This is a genomic window from Microbacterium sp. LjRoot205 (assembly GCF_056175745.1).
Genome location: NZ_JBGFFH010000010.1, coordinates 114,038 through 129,951, shown reverse-complemented (window position 1 = coordinate 129,951; position 15,914 = coordinate 114,038). Strand labels below are relative to the sequence as shown.

Below are 15,914 nucleotides of genomic sequence, written 5' to 3'. Positions count from 1 at the left end.
GGTGGCGCGGCCGGTGTCACGACGAACATGGTCCTGGGTGGCGGACTGGCCTTCCCGGCAGCACCCGGCAGCATCATCGCCGTCACGGCGGCGGCCGTCGGAGGCGGTGTCGGCAACCTGCTGGTCGTGTATCTCTCGGTGGTCATCGCCGCCGATGCCGTCGCGCCCTTCAAATCCGAGCTGGTGCGCGAGCTCGGCGAGCAGGGCTACTACGTCAACGAGCTCGCGATCTCCGACGTCCTGCTGCACATCGCCATCGCCGCCGAGAGGGTCGCCGCAGGGCATGCGCTCGAGTCGGGGCCCGCCGGCGCACGCGAGGAGATCCCGCGGGTCGGCGCCGTGATCGCCCGCCTCGCTCAGCAGCACTTCTCTGTCACGCTCGGAGACGGCGACAGCGGCCATCTCGCGTCCCTTGTGCTCACCCGCATCGTGGCACCGGGAGAGGACGCTGCGGGCGATGTCGCCCGCAGCGGCGTCGACCCGCGGGTCGAGGCCGCCGTCCGAGCCGAGATCGCGAGGGCGGCGGAGGACTTCCAGGTCGATCTGGTCGACGAGACGTTCGTGCTGCGCCTCGCCCTGCACGTGCAGAATCTGATGCGGCGAGCAGAGGAGAGCGCGCTGACGCGCAATCCGCTGACCCGTTCGCTCAAGACCTCGTATCCGATGATCTTCGAGGTGGCCGTCTCGATAGCCAGTGGCCTGCACGACCGACTCGGCACGCCGATCCACGACGACGAGATCGCATACATCGCCATGCACGTCGGCGGCCGCCTCGAGCGCAGCCGCAAGGCGGAGTCGATCCTCACGGCGACCATCGTGTGTCCCGGCTATTACGAGCTCCACGAGCTGCTGCGTTCGAGTGTCGACCGCTCCCTGGGCTCGGCGATCGAGGTGACCAGCGTCATCACCAAGGTCGACCCGGACTGGGCATCGTTCGACACCGACCTGGTGCTCAGCACGATCGAACCGGGGGCGTCGGGAGATCGCTTCGTGCGCATCCAGCCGTTCCTCACTGATGCCGATGTCGATCGGATCCAGCAGGCCGCAGCGCGCGTCAGGCGTGCGCGGCGCCTGACGAGGCTCCGCGCCGAGCTCGCGCGCTACTTCGTCGCCGATGCTTTCGTCTACCCGCTGCCCGATGAGGGCGAGGAGGCGATCATCCGGCGGCTGGGCGGATTGCTCGTCGATGCCGGTCTCATCGGCGACGACTACGTCGACAACACGATCCTCCGCGAACGGATGTCATCGACGGCGTTCACCGACGCCCTCGCGGTGCCGCACGCGCTGCAGATGACCGCGACGCGCACCGCGATCGCGATCGGCGTCGCCGACGGATCGGCGGCCTGGGGTGAGGGGCGCGTGCAGGTGGTCGCCCTCGCCGCCTTCAGCGAGAGCGACCGCGCCGCATTCCAGACGGTGTTCGAGCAGCTCGTCGAGGTGTTCAGCGAACGAGACAGCGTGCAGCGGATCCTCCGCCGAGGCACGACCTTCGAGGCATTCCTCGACGAGCTCGTCGCCGTCATCGACGGCTGACGACCGCGTCAGGCCCGAGGATCCAGCACGCCGGCCAGGGTGTCGAGGACCGATTCGGCATCCGCCGACTCCGCCGTCTCGAGCACCACCGCGTCGCCGGGCGCGAGTGCGAGGTCCATCAGCGCGAGAACGCTGCTGAGGTCCACGACTGCGCCCGACGACGTGCGCAGAGTCACGACGTGCGGGTGCGCCTGCACGAGCCTGACGAGCTCGGCGACGGGGCGCGCGTGCACCCCGTTGTGCGCGCTGATCACGACATGTCTTCTCGGCATGCGGCCTACGAGCGTTCTTCCAGGAGCACGCGCACTGCGGCCTCGAGCTCCGCGACCGTCGCACTCGCCCGCTCCGCAGAGTCGGCGGTGGCGTCGATGTAGACCTTGAGCTTCGGCTCGGTGCCGCTCGGACGCACGATGATGCGCGAGCCGTCTGCGAGCCTGTACCGCAGCACATCGCCGGACGGCTGTCCCTCGTCGGCGTGCAGCAGATCCTCCGCAGAGGCGATGGCGTGGCCACCGAGCTGCCGCGGCGGGATCGTGCGCAGGGACAGCATCACACTGCCGATGACCGAGAGATCCTGCACGCGCACCGACACCTGTCCGCTGGCGAAGTGGCCGTAGGTGTCGCCCAGCTCCGACAGCAGGTCGGCGAGCGACTTCCCGCGCTCGTGAGCCTCGGCCGCGAGACCGAGGACCGCGACGGCGGCCGAGATGCCGTCCTTGTCGCGCACGGTCTCGGGGTTCACGAGGTACCCGAGGGCCTCCTCGAACCCGAACACGATGCCGGGGGCGCGGGAGATCCATTTGAAGCCCGTGAGCGTCTCGTGGAAGTCGAGGCCGTGGTGCGCGGCGACGGCGCCGAGGCCGGGGGAGGAGACGAGCGAGCAGGCCAGCGAGGCCCCGGGAGTGCCCGCAGCCGCCCGAGCTGCGCGCGCACCGAGCAGGAGTCCGACCTCGTTGCCGGTGAGGCGACGCCATCCGCTCTCGGAGGACGCATCGGGGATGGCCACCGCGAGGCGGTCGGCATCCGGATCGTTCGCGATGATGAAGTCCGCCTGCACTCGGCGCGCCCGAGCGAACGACAGGTCCATCGCCCCCGGCTCCTCGGGGTTGGGGAACGACACGGTGCGGAACGTCGCGTCGGGCGTCAGCTGCTCCGCGACGACCATCGGCTGCGGATATCCGGCGGCCGACACGATCTTCGACAGCGTCTCCCAGCCGACCCCGTGCATCGCGGTGTAGACCCAGCGGAGGTCCGATGCGCCCGCAGGCGCGGGCGAGATCGCGGCTGTCGCTGCCACGTACGCCTCGACGACGTCCTCACCCGCCGTCTCGTAGTCGGTGGAGCGAGGCAGGGCCGAGACGTCATCCGCGTCGGCGACCCGCTGGATGTGCGCGGCGATCTCGGCGTCGGCGGGTGCGACGATCTGCGAACCCTGGTCGGCGCCGCCCAGATAGACCTTGTAGCCGTTGTCGTTCGGCGGGTTGTGCGATGCCGTCACCATGACGCCGGCGTCCGCCCCCAGGTGGCGCACCGCGAAGGCGAGCACGGGTGTCGGCAGCAGCCTCGGGAGGAGGATCGCTCGCAGACCTGCCCCTGCGAACAGCTCGGCGGAGTCGGTCGCGAACACCCGGGAGTTGCGGCGGCCGTCATAGCCGATGACGACCGTCGGCGTGCGGCCGTGCGACTTCTCGCGCAGGTAGGCGGCGAAACCCGCGGCCGCCTGCGCGACGAGCACGCGGTTCATGCGGTTGCTGCCGGCGCCGAGCGCCCCGCGGAGCCCTGCCGTGCCGAACGCGAGTCTGGCGCCGAAGCGGTCGTCGAGGTCGGCGGCCGCCGCCTCGTCGCCGGAGGCCGCGCGGGTGATGACCGCGGCGAGCTCGTCGCGGGTCTCGTGATCCGGGTCCTGTCTCATCCAGGCGCGCGCCTGCGCCAGGCGCTCGTCGTTCACAGCGCCTCGACCACTCGGGCCAGCAGCGCCGAGATCACCGGCTCGGCCTCGCGGCCGGCTTCGATGACCTCCGCGTGGCTGAGAGGCGTCTTCTGGATGCCGGCTGCGAGGTTCGTGATGAGCGAGAACCCGAGGATCTCCATGCCTGCCTCGCGTGCGGCGATCGCTTCGAGGGCGGTCGACATGCCGACGATGTGGCCGCCGATGTGCTTCGCCATCTGCACCTCGGCCGGCGTCTCGTAGTGCGGGCCGCGGAACTGCGTGTAGACGCCCTCATCGAGCGAGGGATCGACACTGCGGGCGATGTCACGCAGGCGCGGGGAGTAGAGGTCGGTGAGGTCGATGAAGGTCGCCCCTTCGAGAGGCGAGTCGGCGGTGAGGTTGATGTGGTCGCTGATCAGCACCGGCTGGCCGGGGGTCCACGTCTCGCGGACGCCGCCTGCACCGTTGGTGAGCACCATGATCTTCGCCCCCGTGGCTGCGGCTGTGYGCACCGAGTGCACGACCCGGCGCACACCGTGGCCCTCGTAGTAGTGGGTGCGGGCGCCGATGACGAGCACGTTCTTGCCGTCGGGGGTGCGGATGCTGCGCAGAGTGCCCACGTGCCCTTCGAGAGCGGGCTTCGAGAAGCCGGTCACCTCGGTGGCGGGGATGGTCGCTGTGGTCTCGCCGATGATGTCGGCGGCCTTGCCCCAGCCGCTGCCGAGGGTCAGGGCGATGTCGTGCTTCTCGACTCCGGTCAGGCGCGCGATGTCGGCGGCTGCGTCGGCTGCGACCTCGAACGGGTTCGCATTCGGGTCGTCGAGGGGGTTGCTGTGTGTTTCGGACATGGATCCACTCTAGGAAGGTGCAGGCTCGGGGGCCAGGATTGCGGAAGAATGGAGATCATGTCTTCCACCCCTTTTGAGCGCACTCAGCGCGTCGCCGTGCTCGGCGGCGGTCCCGGCGGCTACGAGGCGGCGCTCGCCGCCGCCCAGCTCGGAGCCGAGGTGACCCTGGTCGAGCGCGTGGGCGTCGGCGGTGCGGCGGTCCTCACCGACGTCGTGCCCTCGAAGAGCCTGATCGCGACGGCCGATGCGGCCATCGCGATCTCGGAGGCATCCGACCTGGGTGTGCAGTTCTACGCGAAGGGCGAGCACGGCAAGCCGCTGAAGCCCGAGATCGCCATCAACCTCGCCGCCGTCAACAAGCGACTCATCGCCCTCGCCGGGCAGCAGTCCGAGGACATGCGCTCCGCCCTGCTCGAGGCCGGAGTGCGCATCCTCTCGGGACACGGGCGCCTCGAGGGCCCGAACGCGATCATCGTCTCGACCGGTCACGGCGGTACGGACTTCGACCGCATCGAGGCCGACACGATCATCGTCGCCGTCGGCGCGTCGCCGCGCGAGCTGGACTCGGCGAAGCCCGACGGCAAGCGCATCCTCACCTGGACACAGCTGTACGACATGAAGGCTCTGCCCGAGCACCTCATCGTCGTCGGATCCGGTGTGACCGGTGCCGAGTTCGCCTCCGCCTACATGAACCTCGGCGCCAAGGTCACCCTGGTGTCCAGCCGCGACCAGGTGCTTCCGGGCGAGGATCAGGATGCCGCGCGCGTGCTCGAGAAGGTCTTCAAGCGCGGTGGCATGACGGTGCTCTCGAAGGCTCGCGCCGAGAAGGTCGAGGTCACGAAGGACGGCGTGACGGCGACGCTGTCGGACGGCCGCACGGTCGACGGCAGCCACTGCCTCATGGCCGTCGGATCGATCCCCAACACCGCGGGCATCGGCCTCGAGGATGCGGGAGTCGAACTCGACGAGAGCGGACACGTCCGCGTCAACCGCGTGGCTCGCACCTCGGTTCCCAACGTCTACGCCGTCGGCGACTGCACGAACTTCTTCCCGTTGGCATCCGTCGCGTCGATGCAGGGCCGCACGGCCGTCTTCCACGCGCTGGGCGACATCGTGATCCCGCTCGAGCTGATCAAGATCACGTCGAACATCTTCACCGCGCCCGAGATCGCGACGGTCGGATACTCCGAGAAGGACGTCGAGGACGGCGTGGCTGACGGGCTCGTCTACAAGCTGCCTCTCGCCGCGAACCCACGGGCCAAGATGATGGGCATCAAGGACGGCTTCGTGAAGCTCATCGCCCGCAAGGGCTCCGGCACCGTGATCGGCGGCGTGATCGTCGGACCGAAGGCATCCGAGCTGATCTACCCGATCGCCGTCGCGGTCGAACGCCGTCTGACGGTCGACCAGGTCTCGCGTGTGTTCGCGGCGTACCCGTCGCTGTCGAGCAGCATCACCGACGCGAGCCGGGCGATGCACCTCGTCAACGCGAAGATCTCGTAGCTCGTCGAGACGGTCGGACCGCGGCCGGTACCGTCGTCTGCGAAGACGGTACCGGCGCGAGTCCGACGGCTCGCCTCAGCGTGCCCAGACGGACGCGTCGCGGCGATCCTGCGCACGGAAGCTGTTGTTGCCCCGATGGGCGATCGCGGACAGCGCATGTGCGATCGCCGTCATCTCGCGCATCGACTGGTGCCATTCGCGCTGCGCCACACGATAGGCGACCTGTGCCTCTCCTGACCACTGCCAGGACAGCGCGTCCGCCGCAGCCTCGAGTCGATCGAGCTCGGCGTCGATCTGCCTCACATGCTCCGAGATCTCGGTGCACGCGGCGTCCAGCTGGTCGTGCTCGATCGAGATGATTCGACTGTCCATCTCACTCCCCTCAGAAGTCCTTCTGCGATGTGCAGGTCAGTGTGCCGTCGAGTGTCGCCGACGTCTCGAGTTCGGCCGGATACCCCTCGGCGGACGTGCCGATTCGGGCTTCGGCGTTGTCGAACGTCACCGCGCCGTCATGCTCGAACGCGTCCATCGTCAGCAGCCACCGGTCGTCTCCGAGGCTGATCCAGGTGGTAGCGTCCGAGGCACCGGTGATGGACGCGGTGAACGCCGAGAGCTCGCCGACGCGGTCCTGCGCGCTGGATGCGGTGAATCGATCGCCTGAGGTGACGCACTGCAGATCTGAAACCGAGACGGTCTGTCCTTCGCCCTCTTCGAACTGCACGGTCAGCATGGATTCCGCGGAAGACGAGCAGCTGCTGAGCAGGATCGCGGCGAGTGCCGTGCCGACGACCGCGAGCGCGCGCTCACCGCGCACGGTCGTCACCCGAACCGGTCGTGTCGGAGCGGTCGCCCGGTCCGTACAGGAAGGCCGTTCGCACGGCTTCTCGCTGCTCGTCGTCCATATCGGCGAGGGCGGCCTTGAGCAGGCGGCCCGCCTCTTCCATCCGTGCGGCGAATGCCGGGGTCTGGGCGACGTCGCGGAGCGTCGCGCGTCCGGCGAGCGCCGCCTGAGCGCGATTGCGCACCGATTCGTCCATCTGCGGATCGCGGCTCAGGCGTGCGAGCAGTTCGCGGGCGCGGAGGTCGAGGGGACTTCCGGCCTGAGCGGTGCCGAGCACGCGGGGCTGGCCGGGGACTTCTCCTTCGGGAGAGATCGAGGGGTCGTCCATCATCAGTTCACCTGCGCATTGTCGTATCCGACGGGGAGGGGGAGGTCGGTGCCGCCCGCGAGCAGCGAGCTCAGCACTCCCACCGAGGCGTTCAGCGCGTCGAAGAAGGTCAGCACGGACTGCACGGTGTCGTAGGCGGACTTGGCGAGCCACAGGGCGTATCCGATCTCGATGCCACCGCAGAGGTAGCCGAGGATTCCACCGACGACCGTCTCGATCGTCACTGTGCCCGCCGCGATGCAGACGGCGGCCACGAGTGCGGCGTCGAGGATCTTCGAGAAGATGCCGCTCACCAGTGCAGCCGTGCTGATCATGCCCCGCGCCACCATCTCGAACTCCGGTCCGAGCTCGGCGATCTTGGTGCCCGCCTCACGGAGGAGCTCCGCGAGGTCGGTGAAGAACGCGTTCGCGGCTGTCGCCGCTTCCCCGGTCCAGGATCCGGCGGTCACGGCCATCTCGTAGGCCACGTTGTCGCCCTGGGTGCCGGTGTAGGCGCCGAGCTTGCGGAGCGAGTCCGAGACTTCATACAGCTTGTTCCAATCGCCGCTGAAGTTCTTGGAGATGACGTCGAGGTAGTTCCAGTCGAAGATCCAGTCCAGCACCTGGGCCAGCACCGACGACGGGCTCAGCCAGTCGGTCGTGAGGATGGTGGAGACGAGATCCTCCGGAGTCTCCGTGGCCGGAGGGGACAGCTCGTCCACTGCGTTGTGGGGCGAACCGGACGACGCGTCGTCCGCCGATGTCGTGGCACCGCTGCCGCCCCCGCCGGGATAGTTCCGGTCGAGGTCGGCTTCGATCGCGTCGTCGAGTTCGAGTGATCGGGTCGCCGTGCCCTGCAGCTCGGTCGCGGATGCCGTCAGCGCGGTGTTCAGTGCGCCGAAGTAGCTGTTGAGCGCCTCCACCGTCTCATTGGCCGCGAACAGAGCCTTCGAATAGACGAAAGAGGTGTCGAGGTACTCGAGCGTGATGTGGTCGGAGGCGTAGGTCGTGGCTGTGGCCGTCGATCCGGAATCGTCGGTCAGTGCGCCGGCGTGCGCCGTGAGTCGCGCGGGGTCGATCCGATACATGCGATCCTTCCTCGGTGGTGGTCCGGCGATCAGCCTACTTCGAATGCGCTGCGATAATGGTGGCCATGCGAACTGCCCTCGTCGAACCGCCGCTCCTCGTCGCGGAGGGGCAGCGGTGACGGATTCGTTCGCATCGCCGCGGTTGCAGGGATGGCCGGCGAAGTGGGGTGAACGTCGCCCTCGACGCAACACCGGCATGCTCTGGCTCGGCGTGGTCCTCTTCGCCGCCGCGGCCGCCATGGTCGGATTCTCCGGCGGCGCCGCGGGGCCGCTGTGGTCGGGGGCGTTCGTCGCGCTGTTCGGTCTCACGGCCCTCGCCGTCGCTGCCCGCAGGCCTTTCGCCGCAGGGAGCGCGCGTCTGGTCGACGCGGCGACGCTGACGCGCGGGCAGATAGGAAGCCCTGATGCACGCGTGCACTTCGTGCCGGAGCGGCGCCCGGGCGTCGTCACCCTGATGCTGTGCGTCGTGTGGGCCATCGTGCTCACGGCCGCGACGATCGTGGCGGTCGGGATCGGGCTGACCGGCCGACCGGAGGCCTTCCTCGGCGTGGCGGTGCTCGCGGCGACCGCCGCGCTGTTCGTCTACACGGCGGTGCGCGCGGCCATCACGCAATACCGCTCCGATTCCTTCGGCCGTCGACCGATGGGGCTGGGCATCGGCCATGACGGGGTGCTCCTGATGCGTGCCACCGAGACCCTCTACGTGCCGTGGAGCGCGATCCGTCGCGTGGAGCCGGACACGACCGAACCCCGTCGAGGAATGGATGAGCTCCCGCTGATCCGACTCCGCGTGGACCCCGGTCGCGTGACCGCGTCCGACGGTATGCGTGTTCCCGCCACGGTCACCGTGGCCCCGGCGATGCTGAAGACGCACCCGCAGGTCGTCTGGTCCGCGCTGCGTGAGTTCCACGATTCGCCGGCGGCACGCGCCGCCCTCGGCACACCGACGGGGCAGGGGCTGTTCGACGAGTGGTGCGCGACTGCCCCTGCGGACTGAGGGAACGACGAAGGCCCCCGCCTCGAGGCGGGGGCCTTCGTCGTGATGCGTGTGGTCAGCTGATCGTGAGCAGCTGGTGCCCGGCCGAGACCGTCGCACCGGCGACCGCGCTGATGTTCGCGATCGTGCCGTCCTTGTGGGCCTGCAGCGGCTGCTCCATCTTCATCGCCTCGAGCACGACGACGAGGTCGCCCTTGACGACCTGCTGCCCCTCCTCGACGGCGATCTTGACGACGGTGGCCTGCATGGGCGACTTCACGGCGTCGCCGGAAGCACCGGCGCTGACGGAGGTGGCGTGGCTGCGACGAGACGGCGGCACGGCGGCCGGTCGTCCGGCGGTGCCTGCGGCTACAGCGACGCGGTCCGGAAGGCTGACCTCGAGGCGCTTGCCTGCGACCTCGACCACCACCGTGTGGCGGTTCTCGGCGGCCGCGGGAGACTCGAGCTCGCCGTCCCACGCCGGGATGTCGTTCTCGAACTCGGTCTCGATCCAGCGTGTGAAGATGCCGAACTCGCCGTTCTCCGCGGTGAAGGCGGGGTCGCGGACGACCTTGCGGTGGAACGGGATCACGGTCGGGAGGCCGGCGACCTCGAATTCGTCGAGCGCCCGGCGCGACCGCTCCAGAGCCTCGGCGCGGTCCTTGCCCGTGACGATGATCTTCGCGAGCAGCGAGTCGAATGCTCCCGAGACCGAGTCGCCCGCGGTGACGCCGGAGTCGAGCCGGATGCCGGGGCCGCCGAAGGTCTTGAAGACGTGGATCGGACCCGGCTGGGGGAGGAACCCGCGACCGGGGTCTTCGCCGTTGATCCGGAACTCGATCGAGTGGCCGGTCGGCTTCGGGTCGGCGTAGTCGATGGTGCCGCCGGCGGCGATGCGGAACTGCTCCCGCACCAGGTCGATGCCGGTGACCTCTTCGGAGACGGGGTGCTCGACCTGCAGGCGGGTGTTGACCTCGAGGAACGACACGGTGCCGTCGGCGCCGATCAGGAACTCGCAGGTTCCTGCGCCGACGTAGCCGACCTCCTTGAGGATGGCTTTGGAGGCCGAGTAGAGCAGGTCGTTCTGCTCGTCCGTGAGGAACGGAGCCGGTGCCTCCTCGACGAGCTTCTGGTGGCGCCGCTGCAGCGAGCAGTCACGCGTCGAGATCACGACGACGTTGCCCTCCGCGTCAGCCAGGCACTGGGTCTCGACGTGGCGGGGCTTGTCGAGATACTTCTCGACGAAGCACTCTCCACGACCGAACGCCGCGACGGCCTCACGGGTGGCCGACTCGAACAGCTCGGCGACCTCGTCGAGCTCACGGGCGACCTTGAGGCCTCGGCCTCCACCACCGTACGCGGCCTTGATCGCGATCGGCAGACCGAACTCCTGGGCGAACGCGATGACCTCGTCCGCTCCGGCGACCGGGCCCGGCGTGCCGGGGGCGAGGGGAGCGCCCACCTTCTCGGCGACATGACGGGCGGTGACCTTGTCGCCGAGCGCCTCGATGGCCTCGGGGGAGGGGCCGATCCAGGTCATGCCTGCACCGATGATGGCGCGGGCGAACTCGGCGTTCTCGGCGAGGAAGCCGTACCCGGGGTGCACGGCATCTGCGCCGGCACGGCGGGCGATCGAGAGGATCTTCTCGATCTGCAGGTAGGTCTCGGCGCTCGTGGCACCGCCGAGGGCGTATGCCTCGTCGGCGAGGCGGGTGTGCAGAGCGTCCCGGTCCTGGTCGGCGTACACGGCGACCGAGGCGATCCCCGAGTCGCGAGCGGCACGGATGATGCGGACGGCGATCTCGCCGCGGTTGGCGATGAGCACCTTGGCGATATCAGGCATGCTTGCCAGCCTAGCGAGAAGGGTGGCGTTCGCTTTGACGACTCTCCACAAGAAAGAGGGAGAAACGTCGACGAGACTCTACGACCAGAGGTCGGTCCACGTCACGCCGAGATCCGCAGCGAGGCGGCGCACGGTCGAGAGCGACATCCCGACCACCGTCGACGGGTCTCCGTCGACGCGCGTGATGAAGGCTCCGCCCAGGCTGTCGACCGTGAATGCGCCGGCGACGAGCAGAGGCTCGCCGGAGGCGACGTAGGCCGCGATCTCGGCATCCGTGATGTCCTCGGCGAAGGTCACCGAAGCCTCCGCCGTCGCGGTGGCCTCGACCGGAGCGGAGCCGGGGGAGACCCGGAAGACCGAGTGGCCCGAGTGCAGGATCCCGGTGTCGCCGCGCATCTCGTGCCAGCGCCTCGTCGCCTCCTCCGCCGTGTAGGGCTTGCCGTAGACACGACCGCCGATCTCGAACATCGAGTCCCCGCCGATCACGATGCCGTCGAACGACCCGTCCTCCGCGAGCCGCTGAGCGACATCCGCGGCCTTCGCGCGGGCGAGCAGCAGCACGAGGTCGGCCGGCGCGAGCTCGGCGCCGCGTTCGGCAGCGGCAGCGGCGGCGACCGCATCCTCATCCACGCCGGGCGACTGGGTCAGCGGTTCGATGCCGGCCTGTCGCAGCAGCATGAGACGGGCGGGAGAGGTGGAGGCGAGGCAGACGCGCATGTTCACCACCGTATCCTCGAAGGATGACTTCCTCCCCAGCCCTGCTCGATCTGGACATCACCGGCATCGCGCACGGCGGCACGTTCATCGCCCGACACGAAGGTCGCGTCGTCTTCGTCTCCGACGCCATCCCCGGTGAGCGGGTCCGCGCGCGCCTGACCGAGGATTCGACCGGAGAGTCGAAGAGCTTCTGGCGCGCCGAGACGGTCGAGGTCCTCGAGGCTTCGCCGCACCGCCGACCGCACGTCTGGGCGGAGGCCGACGTCTCTCGCGCCCCGGAGGATCGGCCGGGTGGTGCCGACCTCGGGCACATCGACCTCGCGCAGCAGCGCGTGCTGAAGCGTCAGGTGCTGACCGAGGCGCTCGATCGCTTCGCCGGTCCCGGACTCGAGGCCCCCGAGATCGAAGCCGTCGACTCCACCGACGGCACCGGGTGGCGCACGAGGGTCACCCTGCACGTCGACGACGAGGGCCGGGTCGGGCCCTATGCCGCGCGCAGCCACCGCGTGATCCCGGTCAGCTCCCACCCGCTCGCCCGCCCGGCGGTCGCGAAGGCGGCGCTGCGCCTCGCCGGCGGCGACGCGGGAAGCGTCGACCTCGTCGAACCCGGCGACGGCGAGGTGCGGGTCATCCGCCGAGACCGCCTCGACGAGCGCCCGGCAAGGGGCCAGCATCGTCGGCCCGCCCCCGAGGTCGTCTACGAGCAGGTGGGAGACCGTCGGTTCCAGGTCGACGCCGGTGGATTCTGGCAGGTGCACCCCCGTGCCGCCTCGGTGCTCGACGGCGCCGTCTACGGAATCCTCGACGGCCATGTCGACCCCGAGAAGAAGCACTTCGATCTCTACGGGGGAGTCGGGCTCTTCGCCGCGTCGCTCGCGGATCTCGGCGGCACCGACATCGTCACGGTCGAGTCGAGCCGACGAGCGACCCTTCACGCGCAGCAGAACCTCGCGCCCCTCGCAGTGGATGCCGTCACGGCGAGAGTCGACCGCTATCTCGCCGGTGTCCCCTCGGGTACGCGCGCAGGAGCCGTCATCCTCGATCCGCCGCGTGCGGGCGCCGGCCGCGCCGTGGTCGACGCTCTCGACACGCTCGCCCCCGAAGCCATCGCCTACGTCGCGTGCGACCCCGTCGCGCTCGCCCGTGACCTCGGCACCTTCCGTGCGCATGGGTGGAACGTGGGGACTCTGCGAGGGTTCGATCTGTTCCCGCACTCGCACCACTTCGAGGTCGTCGCGCTGCTCACTCGGTGACCGGTGATCTGCGGACGCTGACTACTCAGTAGGCTGGGCGGATGAGCAGGGTCGCACTCATCGACGATCACGAATCCGTCCGTCTCGGTCTCGAGGCGGCGTGTGCTCGTGACGGAGCGCAGACCGTCGTCTTCTCCGGCAGCACGGTCGTGTCGTATCTCGAGTGGAGGTCGGCGACGTCATCGCAGCCGGCCGACGTGGTGGTGCTCGACCTGACGCTCGGCGACGGCACCACGGTGACGGAGAACGTCCGGTCGCTCGTCGCAGACGGCGCGAGCGTCGTGATCCACAGCGTCGCCGATCGACCGGCGGCCGTGCGCGAGGCGCTCGCCGCCGGTGCGGCGGGCGTTGTGAGCAAGTCCTCGGCGCTCGACGACGTGCTGGACGCCATCCGCACCGTCGCCCAGGGTGAGGCGCTCAACAACGTCGAGTGGGCGAGCGCCGTCGACGGGGATCGCGACTTCGCGGATGCCCAGCTGTCGACCCGAGAACGAGAGGTCTTGCGGCTCTATGCGGCCGGCCTGCCGCTGAAGGCTGTGGCCGAGCGACTCGGCGTGGCCTACTCGACCGCGAAGGAGAACATCACTCGCATCCGGGTCAAGTACGTGGAGGTCGGCCGACCGGCACCGACGAAGGTCGACCTTCTGCGCCGCGCGATGGAGGATGGGATCGTCGCCGCAGACGGGGCGCCGAGTGGCCGCTGATCCGCTCAGCATCCGCGAGGCCTGGAGCAAGATTCCTTCTCCCGGCAGCGTGGAGACCGAGTTCGAGCGCTTCACCGGCAAGCGCATGGAGCGCATCCTCGCCACTGTCGTCGCGATCGGATCGGGCGTTCTCGGAGCGCAGGCGCTGATCGCGGGCATCACCACCACATCGGGGGCGGATGCTGCGCGCATCACGATCCTGCTCGTCGTCTTCATTCCGCTGATCGTGATGCTCATCGCGTGCGTCATCGGCCGTGGTGTCAGGACGGCGTCGGGGGCGTTCGCGATCGTCTACACGGTCGCGCTCGGTGCGTGGCCGAGTTTCGTCGAGCCGGTGGGAGAGGCGGCCGACCAGCCATGGATCTTCTTCCTCGTCAACGTGGGCGTCGTGGCCGCCATGCTCGCATTCCCGCTCTGGCTCCAGTTCGCCTGGGCATTGTGTCTGCCGTTCGTCTACGGCTACGTCCGTCTCGTCGAGGGCGACTTCTCTCGTGACTTCTGGGTGACGACCGCCTTCGACGTGTCGTTCACGCTGATTCTCGGTTTCGTCATCATCGCGCTCGGGTGGATGTTCCGTTCGGTCGCCGCCGGCGTCGACGAGGCTCGCGCGCGGGCGGTCGCGTCGTATGCGGGGGCAGCGGCCGCGGCCGCGGCAGAAGAGGAGCGCGCGGCCATGTCGGCACTCATGCATGACAGCGTTCTCGCGGCACTGATCGCCGCCGAGCGAGCGGAGGGAGAGCGCGCGCAGGACCTCGCCGTGGGTATGGCGCGCGAGGCTCTCACCCGGCTGGCGAACACGGAGGCCGCAGTCGCTCAGGAGGGGAGCGATGAACCTGTGGGTGCGGCACAGATCGTGGTCGAGCTCCGCAGAGCGCTCTCGGAGCTCGGGGCGGATGCGATCGTCGAGGAACGAGGCGGGATCGGCCTGATCCCCGGACGCGCCGCGAGAGCGCTCGTGCTCGCTGCCAGGCAGGCGCTCGGCAACGCCGTCACCCATGCGGGCGGGCGCGGCCTGCACATCCTCGTGGAGGGCCGAGGTGATGAGGGCATCACCGTGACGATCTCGGACACGGGGCCGGGGTTCGATCTTCGGGCGATCGGTGCCGACCGCCTCGGAATCAGAGCATCGATCTTCGCGCGCATGGCCGGAGTGGCCGGCACCGCAGAGATCGACTCGAGCGAGTGCGGCACCACTGTCACTCTGGGCTGGGAGCGTCCATGAACCGCACGGTGCGCAGCGTCGCGACCTCACTCGCTGTCGGCTTCGCGATGTACTTCGCCGCCAGAGGCGTCTGGTGGATCGAGCAGCCGTCCGCACCGCTGCTGATGGTCGCGGCGATCGCCCTCTATCTCGTCGTCGTCAACGTCGCGATCCTCTGGGACTCGGCGGTCTCGGTGCGGATGCCTCTCTGGGCGGCGCTGGCGACCCTGGTCTCGAGCATCCTGATTCCGGTGCTCGTGACGCTGTCTCTCGATCCGCTGACGCGCACGGCGCCGTTCGCGACCTGGTACATCGGTGCCCTCGGTCTGATGGGCGTCGTGTGCATCGTGCGGCGTCGCTTCGTCATCGGCTGGCTGGTGGTGGCCGTCCTCGTCGCCACCTCCTCGGCGTATCTGGGCTTCTTCGTCGCACTGTCGCTCGGTCTCGTCGGCTCGCTCATGTGGGTCGTGATCGCTCACCTGCTCGTGATCTTCTGGGACAGAGCCGTCCGCGACACCGAGCGTCTCGCGGGAATCCAGCAGGCGGTGTCTGCGTGGCACGCGACCCAGCAGGTGCGCCAGAAGGAACGTCGCCTGCGCACGCAGTTCGCGCTCGCGGTCGCCGGGCCCGTGCTCAGCCGCACGGTCGCCTCTCGCGGCGCGCTGAACGACGAGGAACGTCTGCAGGCGCGCCTGGCCGAGGGACGGCTCCGCGATGAGCTGCGCGGCGCGGATCTGCTCAACGACGCGGTACGTGATGCGATCGAGGACGCGCGTCGCCGGGGTGCCGTGGTCACGGTCTTCGATGAGGGCGGCCTGGCAGACGTCGACGAGGAGAGGCGCGCGACGATCCGCGACGAGCTCGCGCGAGTGCTGCGCGATGCCGATGCGGAGCGGTGGATCATCCGGGCGGCTCAGGATCCTCTCACCGCCGTGACGATCGTCGGTCGGGCAGGTGCAGGCGGACAGAGCGACGACGATGCCGTCGACGTGTGGCACGAGATCCCCCGAGACGCGCCGGAGGGCTGACGCCTGGCCCTGCCCTCGGCTCTGGCCGGGGGAGGGAGGTCAGAGTCGAGGTCAGACAGAGTGGGCGAGGGGCGGCGAATCCGCCTACCCCTCGCCAAGCGGACAAGTTACCCGAAAACCGTCCGCTGGTGGCCGGTCTGCG

The 15,914-nt window shown here is 69.3% G+C and carries 16 protein-coding genes; 7 read left to right on the top strand and 9 right to left on the bottom strand.

Annotated features, from left to right (window positions below):
• Positions 1 to 1,533, top strand: a 1,533-nt coding sequence (locus AC04ME_RS17680) for a BglG family transcription antiterminator (RefSeq protein ID WP_475436346.1), incomplete at its 5' end; no start/stop codon positions are given.
• A gap of 8 nt (positions 1,534 to 1,541) precedes the next feature.
• Here the strand turns inward: AC04ME_RS17680 and AC04ME_RS17675 are convergent.
• The 3 genes from AC04ME_RS17675 to AC04ME_RS17665 are packed head-to-tail and all read right to left on the bottom strand — an operon-like array spanning position 1,542 to position 4,311.
• Positions 1,542 to 1,787, bottom strand: a complete 246-nt coding sequence (locus AC04ME_RS17675; protein WP_052492792.1) for an HPr family phosphocarrier protein — start codon at positions 1,785 to 1,787, stop codon at positions 1,542 to 1,544.
• Between the two features lie 23 nt (positions 1,788 to 1,810).
• Complete coding sequence (locus AC04ME_RS17670) at positions 1,811 to 3,481, bottom strand: phospho-sugar mutase (RefSeq protein WP_475436343.1); 1,671 nt, start codon at positions 3,479 to 3,481, stop codon at positions 1,811 to 1,813.
• Complete coding sequence (locus AC04ME_RS17665; protein ID WP_475436341.1) at positions 3,478 to 4,311, bottom strand: purine-nucleoside phosphorylase; 834 nt, start codon at positions 4,309 to 4,311, stop codon at positions 3,478 to 3,480. The genes AC04ME_RS17670 and AC04ME_RS17665 overlap by 4 nt, the downstream gene beginning before the upstream one ends.
• 48 nt (positions 4,312 to 4,359) lie before the next feature.
• Between AC04ME_RS17665 and AC04ME_RS17660 the strand changes: the two genes are divergently transcribed.
• Positions 4,360 to 5,814 (top strand): NAD(P)H-quinone dehydrogenase, encoded by a 1,455-nt coding sequence (locus AC04ME_RS17660; protein ID WP_194285947.1) that lies wholly within the window; start codon positions 4,360 to 4,362, stop codon positions 5,812 to 5,814.
• A gap of 75 nt (positions 5,815 to 5,889) precedes the next feature.
• Here the strand turns inward: AC04ME_RS17660 and AC04ME_RS17655 are convergent, their stop codons facing one another.
• The 4 genes from AC04ME_RS17655 to AC04ME_RS17640 are packed head-to-tail and all read right to left on the bottom strand — an operon-like array spanning position 5,890 to position 8,050.
• Positions 5,890 to 6,186, bottom strand: a complete 297-nt coding sequence (locus tag AC04ME_RS17655; RefSeq protein WP_052492793.1) for a WXG100 family type VII secretion target — start codon at positions 6,184 to 6,186, stop codon at positions 5,890 to 5,892.
• Between the two features lie 10 nt (positions 6,187 to 6,196).
• Positions 6,197 to 6,637, bottom strand: a complete 441-nt coding sequence (locus AC04ME_RS17650) for a hypothetical protein (protein WP_475436339.1) — start codon at positions 6,635 to 6,637, stop codon at positions 6,197 to 6,199.
• Positions 6,618 to 6,986: a hypothetical protein gene (locus AC04ME_RS17645; protein ID WP_153302227.1), complete on the bottom strand. Its 369-nt coding sequence runs from the start codon at positions 6,984 to 6,986 to the stop codon at positions 6,618 to 6,620. The genes AC04ME_RS17650 and AC04ME_RS17645 overlap by 20 nt, the downstream gene beginning before the upstream one ends.
• Positions 6,986 to 8,050, bottom strand: a complete 1,065-nt coding sequence (locus tag AC04ME_RS17640; RefSeq protein WP_042536489.1) for a hypothetical protein — start codon at positions 8,048 to 8,050, stop codon at positions 6,986 to 6,988. Before AC04ME_RS17640 ends, AC04ME_RS17645 begins: the two co-directional genes overlap by 1 nt.
• A gap of 115 nt (positions 8,051 to 8,165) precedes the next feature.
• On the opposite strand from AC04ME_RS17640, the gene AC04ME_RS17635 reads away from it, so the two are divergent.
• Positions 8,166 to 9,047: a hypothetical protein gene (locus tag AC04ME_RS17635; RefSeq protein WP_311878500.1), complete on the top strand. Its 882-nt coding sequence runs from the start codon at positions 8,166 to 8,168 to the stop codon at positions 9,045 to 9,047.
• A 55-nt stretch (positions 9,048 to 9,102) separates the two neighbouring features.
• Here the strand turns inward: AC04ME_RS17635 and AC04ME_RS17630 are convergent, their stop codons facing one another.
• Both AC04ME_RS17630 and AC04ME_RS17625 read right to left on the bottom strand, forming a co-directional pair.
• Complete coding sequence (locus AC04ME_RS17630) at positions 9,103 to 10,869, bottom strand: acetyl/propionyl/methylcrotonyl-CoA carboxylase subunit alpha (protein ID WP_475436336.1); 1,767 nt, start codon at positions 10,867 to 10,869, stop codon at positions 9,103 to 9,105.
• A gap of 78 nt (positions 10,870 to 10,947) precedes the next feature.
• Positions 10,948 to 11,586 (bottom strand): Maf family protein, encoded by a 639-nt coding sequence (locus AC04ME_RS17625; RefSeq protein WP_475436352.1) that lies wholly within the window; start codon positions 11,584 to 11,586, stop codon positions 10,948 to 10,950.
• A 23-nt stretch (positions 11,587 to 11,609) separates the two neighbouring features.
• On the opposite strand from AC04ME_RS17625, the gene AC04ME_RS17620 reads away from it, so the two are divergent.
• From AC04ME_RS17620 to AC04ME_RS17605, 4 genes are read left to right on the top strand one after another with little or no spacing between them, the layout of a single operon-like run.
• Positions 11,610 to 12,839 (top strand): class I SAM-dependent RNA methyltransferase, encoded by a 1,230-nt coding sequence (locus tag AC04ME_RS17620; RefSeq protein WP_475436335.1) that lies wholly within the window; start codon positions 11,610 to 11,612, stop codon positions 12,837 to 12,839.
• 41 nt (positions 12,840 to 12,880) lie between these two features.
• On the top strand, positions 12,881 to 13,543 hold the full coding sequence (locus AC04ME_RS17615) for a response regulator transcription factor (protein ID WP_042536493.1): 663 nt from the start codon (positions 12,881 to 12,883) through the stop codon (positions 13,541 to 13,543).
• On the top strand, positions 13,533 to 14,765 hold the full coding sequence (locus AC04ME_RS17610) for a sensor histidine kinase (protein ID WP_475436333.1): 1,233 nt from the start codon (positions 13,533 to 13,535) through the stop codon (positions 14,763 to 14,765). Before AC04ME_RS17615 ends, AC04ME_RS17610 begins: the two co-directional genes overlap by 11 nt.
• On the top strand, positions 14,762 to 15,772 hold the full coding sequence (locus AC04ME_RS17605) for a hypothetical protein (RefSeq protein WP_042536494.1): 1,011 nt from the start codon (positions 14,762 to 14,764) through the stop codon (positions 15,770 to 15,772). Before AC04ME_RS17610 ends, AC04ME_RS17605 begins: the two co-directional genes overlap by 4 nt.
• Positions 15,773 to 15,914 lie beyond the last annotated feature (142 nt).

Excerpts from the sequence above, each read along its gene's own strand:
- AC04ME_RS17655 (WP_052492793.1), bottom strand. The coding sequence starts at position 6,186 with ATGGACAGTCGAATCATCTCGATCGAGCACGACCAGCTGGACGCCGCG.
- AC04ME_RS17645 (WP_153302227.1), bottom strand. The coding sequence starts at position 6,986 with ATGATGGACGACCCCTCGATCTCTCCCGAAGGAGAAGTCCCCGGCCAG.
- AC04ME_RS17630 (WP_475436336.1), bottom strand. The coding sequence starts at position 10,869 with ATGCCTGATATCGCCAAGGTGCTCATCGCCAACCGCGGCGAGATCGCC.
- AC04ME_RS17615 (WP_042536493.1), top strand. The coding sequence starts at position 12,881 with ATGAGCAGGGTCGCACTCATCGACGATCACGAATCCGTCCGTCTCGGT.
- AC04ME_RS17660 (WP_194285947.1), top strand. The coding sequence starts at position 4,360 with ATGGAGATCATGTCTTCCACCCCTTTTGAGCGCACTCAGCGCGTCGCC.
- AC04ME_RS17640 (WP_042536489.1), bottom strand. The coding sequence starts at position 8,050 with ATGTATCGGATCGACCCCGCGCGACTCACGGCGCACGCCGGCGCACTG.
- AC04ME_RS17625 (WP_475436352.1), bottom strand. The coding sequence starts at position 11,586 with ATGCGCGTCTGCCTCGCCTCCACCTCTCCCGCCCGTCTCATGCTGCTG.
- AC04ME_RS17620 (WP_475436335.1), top strand. The coding sequence starts at position 11,610 with ATGACTTCCTCCCCAGCCCTGCTCGATCTGGACATCACCGGCATCGCG.
- AC04ME_RS17605 (WP_042536494.1), top strand. The coding sequence starts at position 14,762 with ATGAACCGCACGGTGCGCAGCGTCGCGACCTCACTCGCTGTCGGCTTC.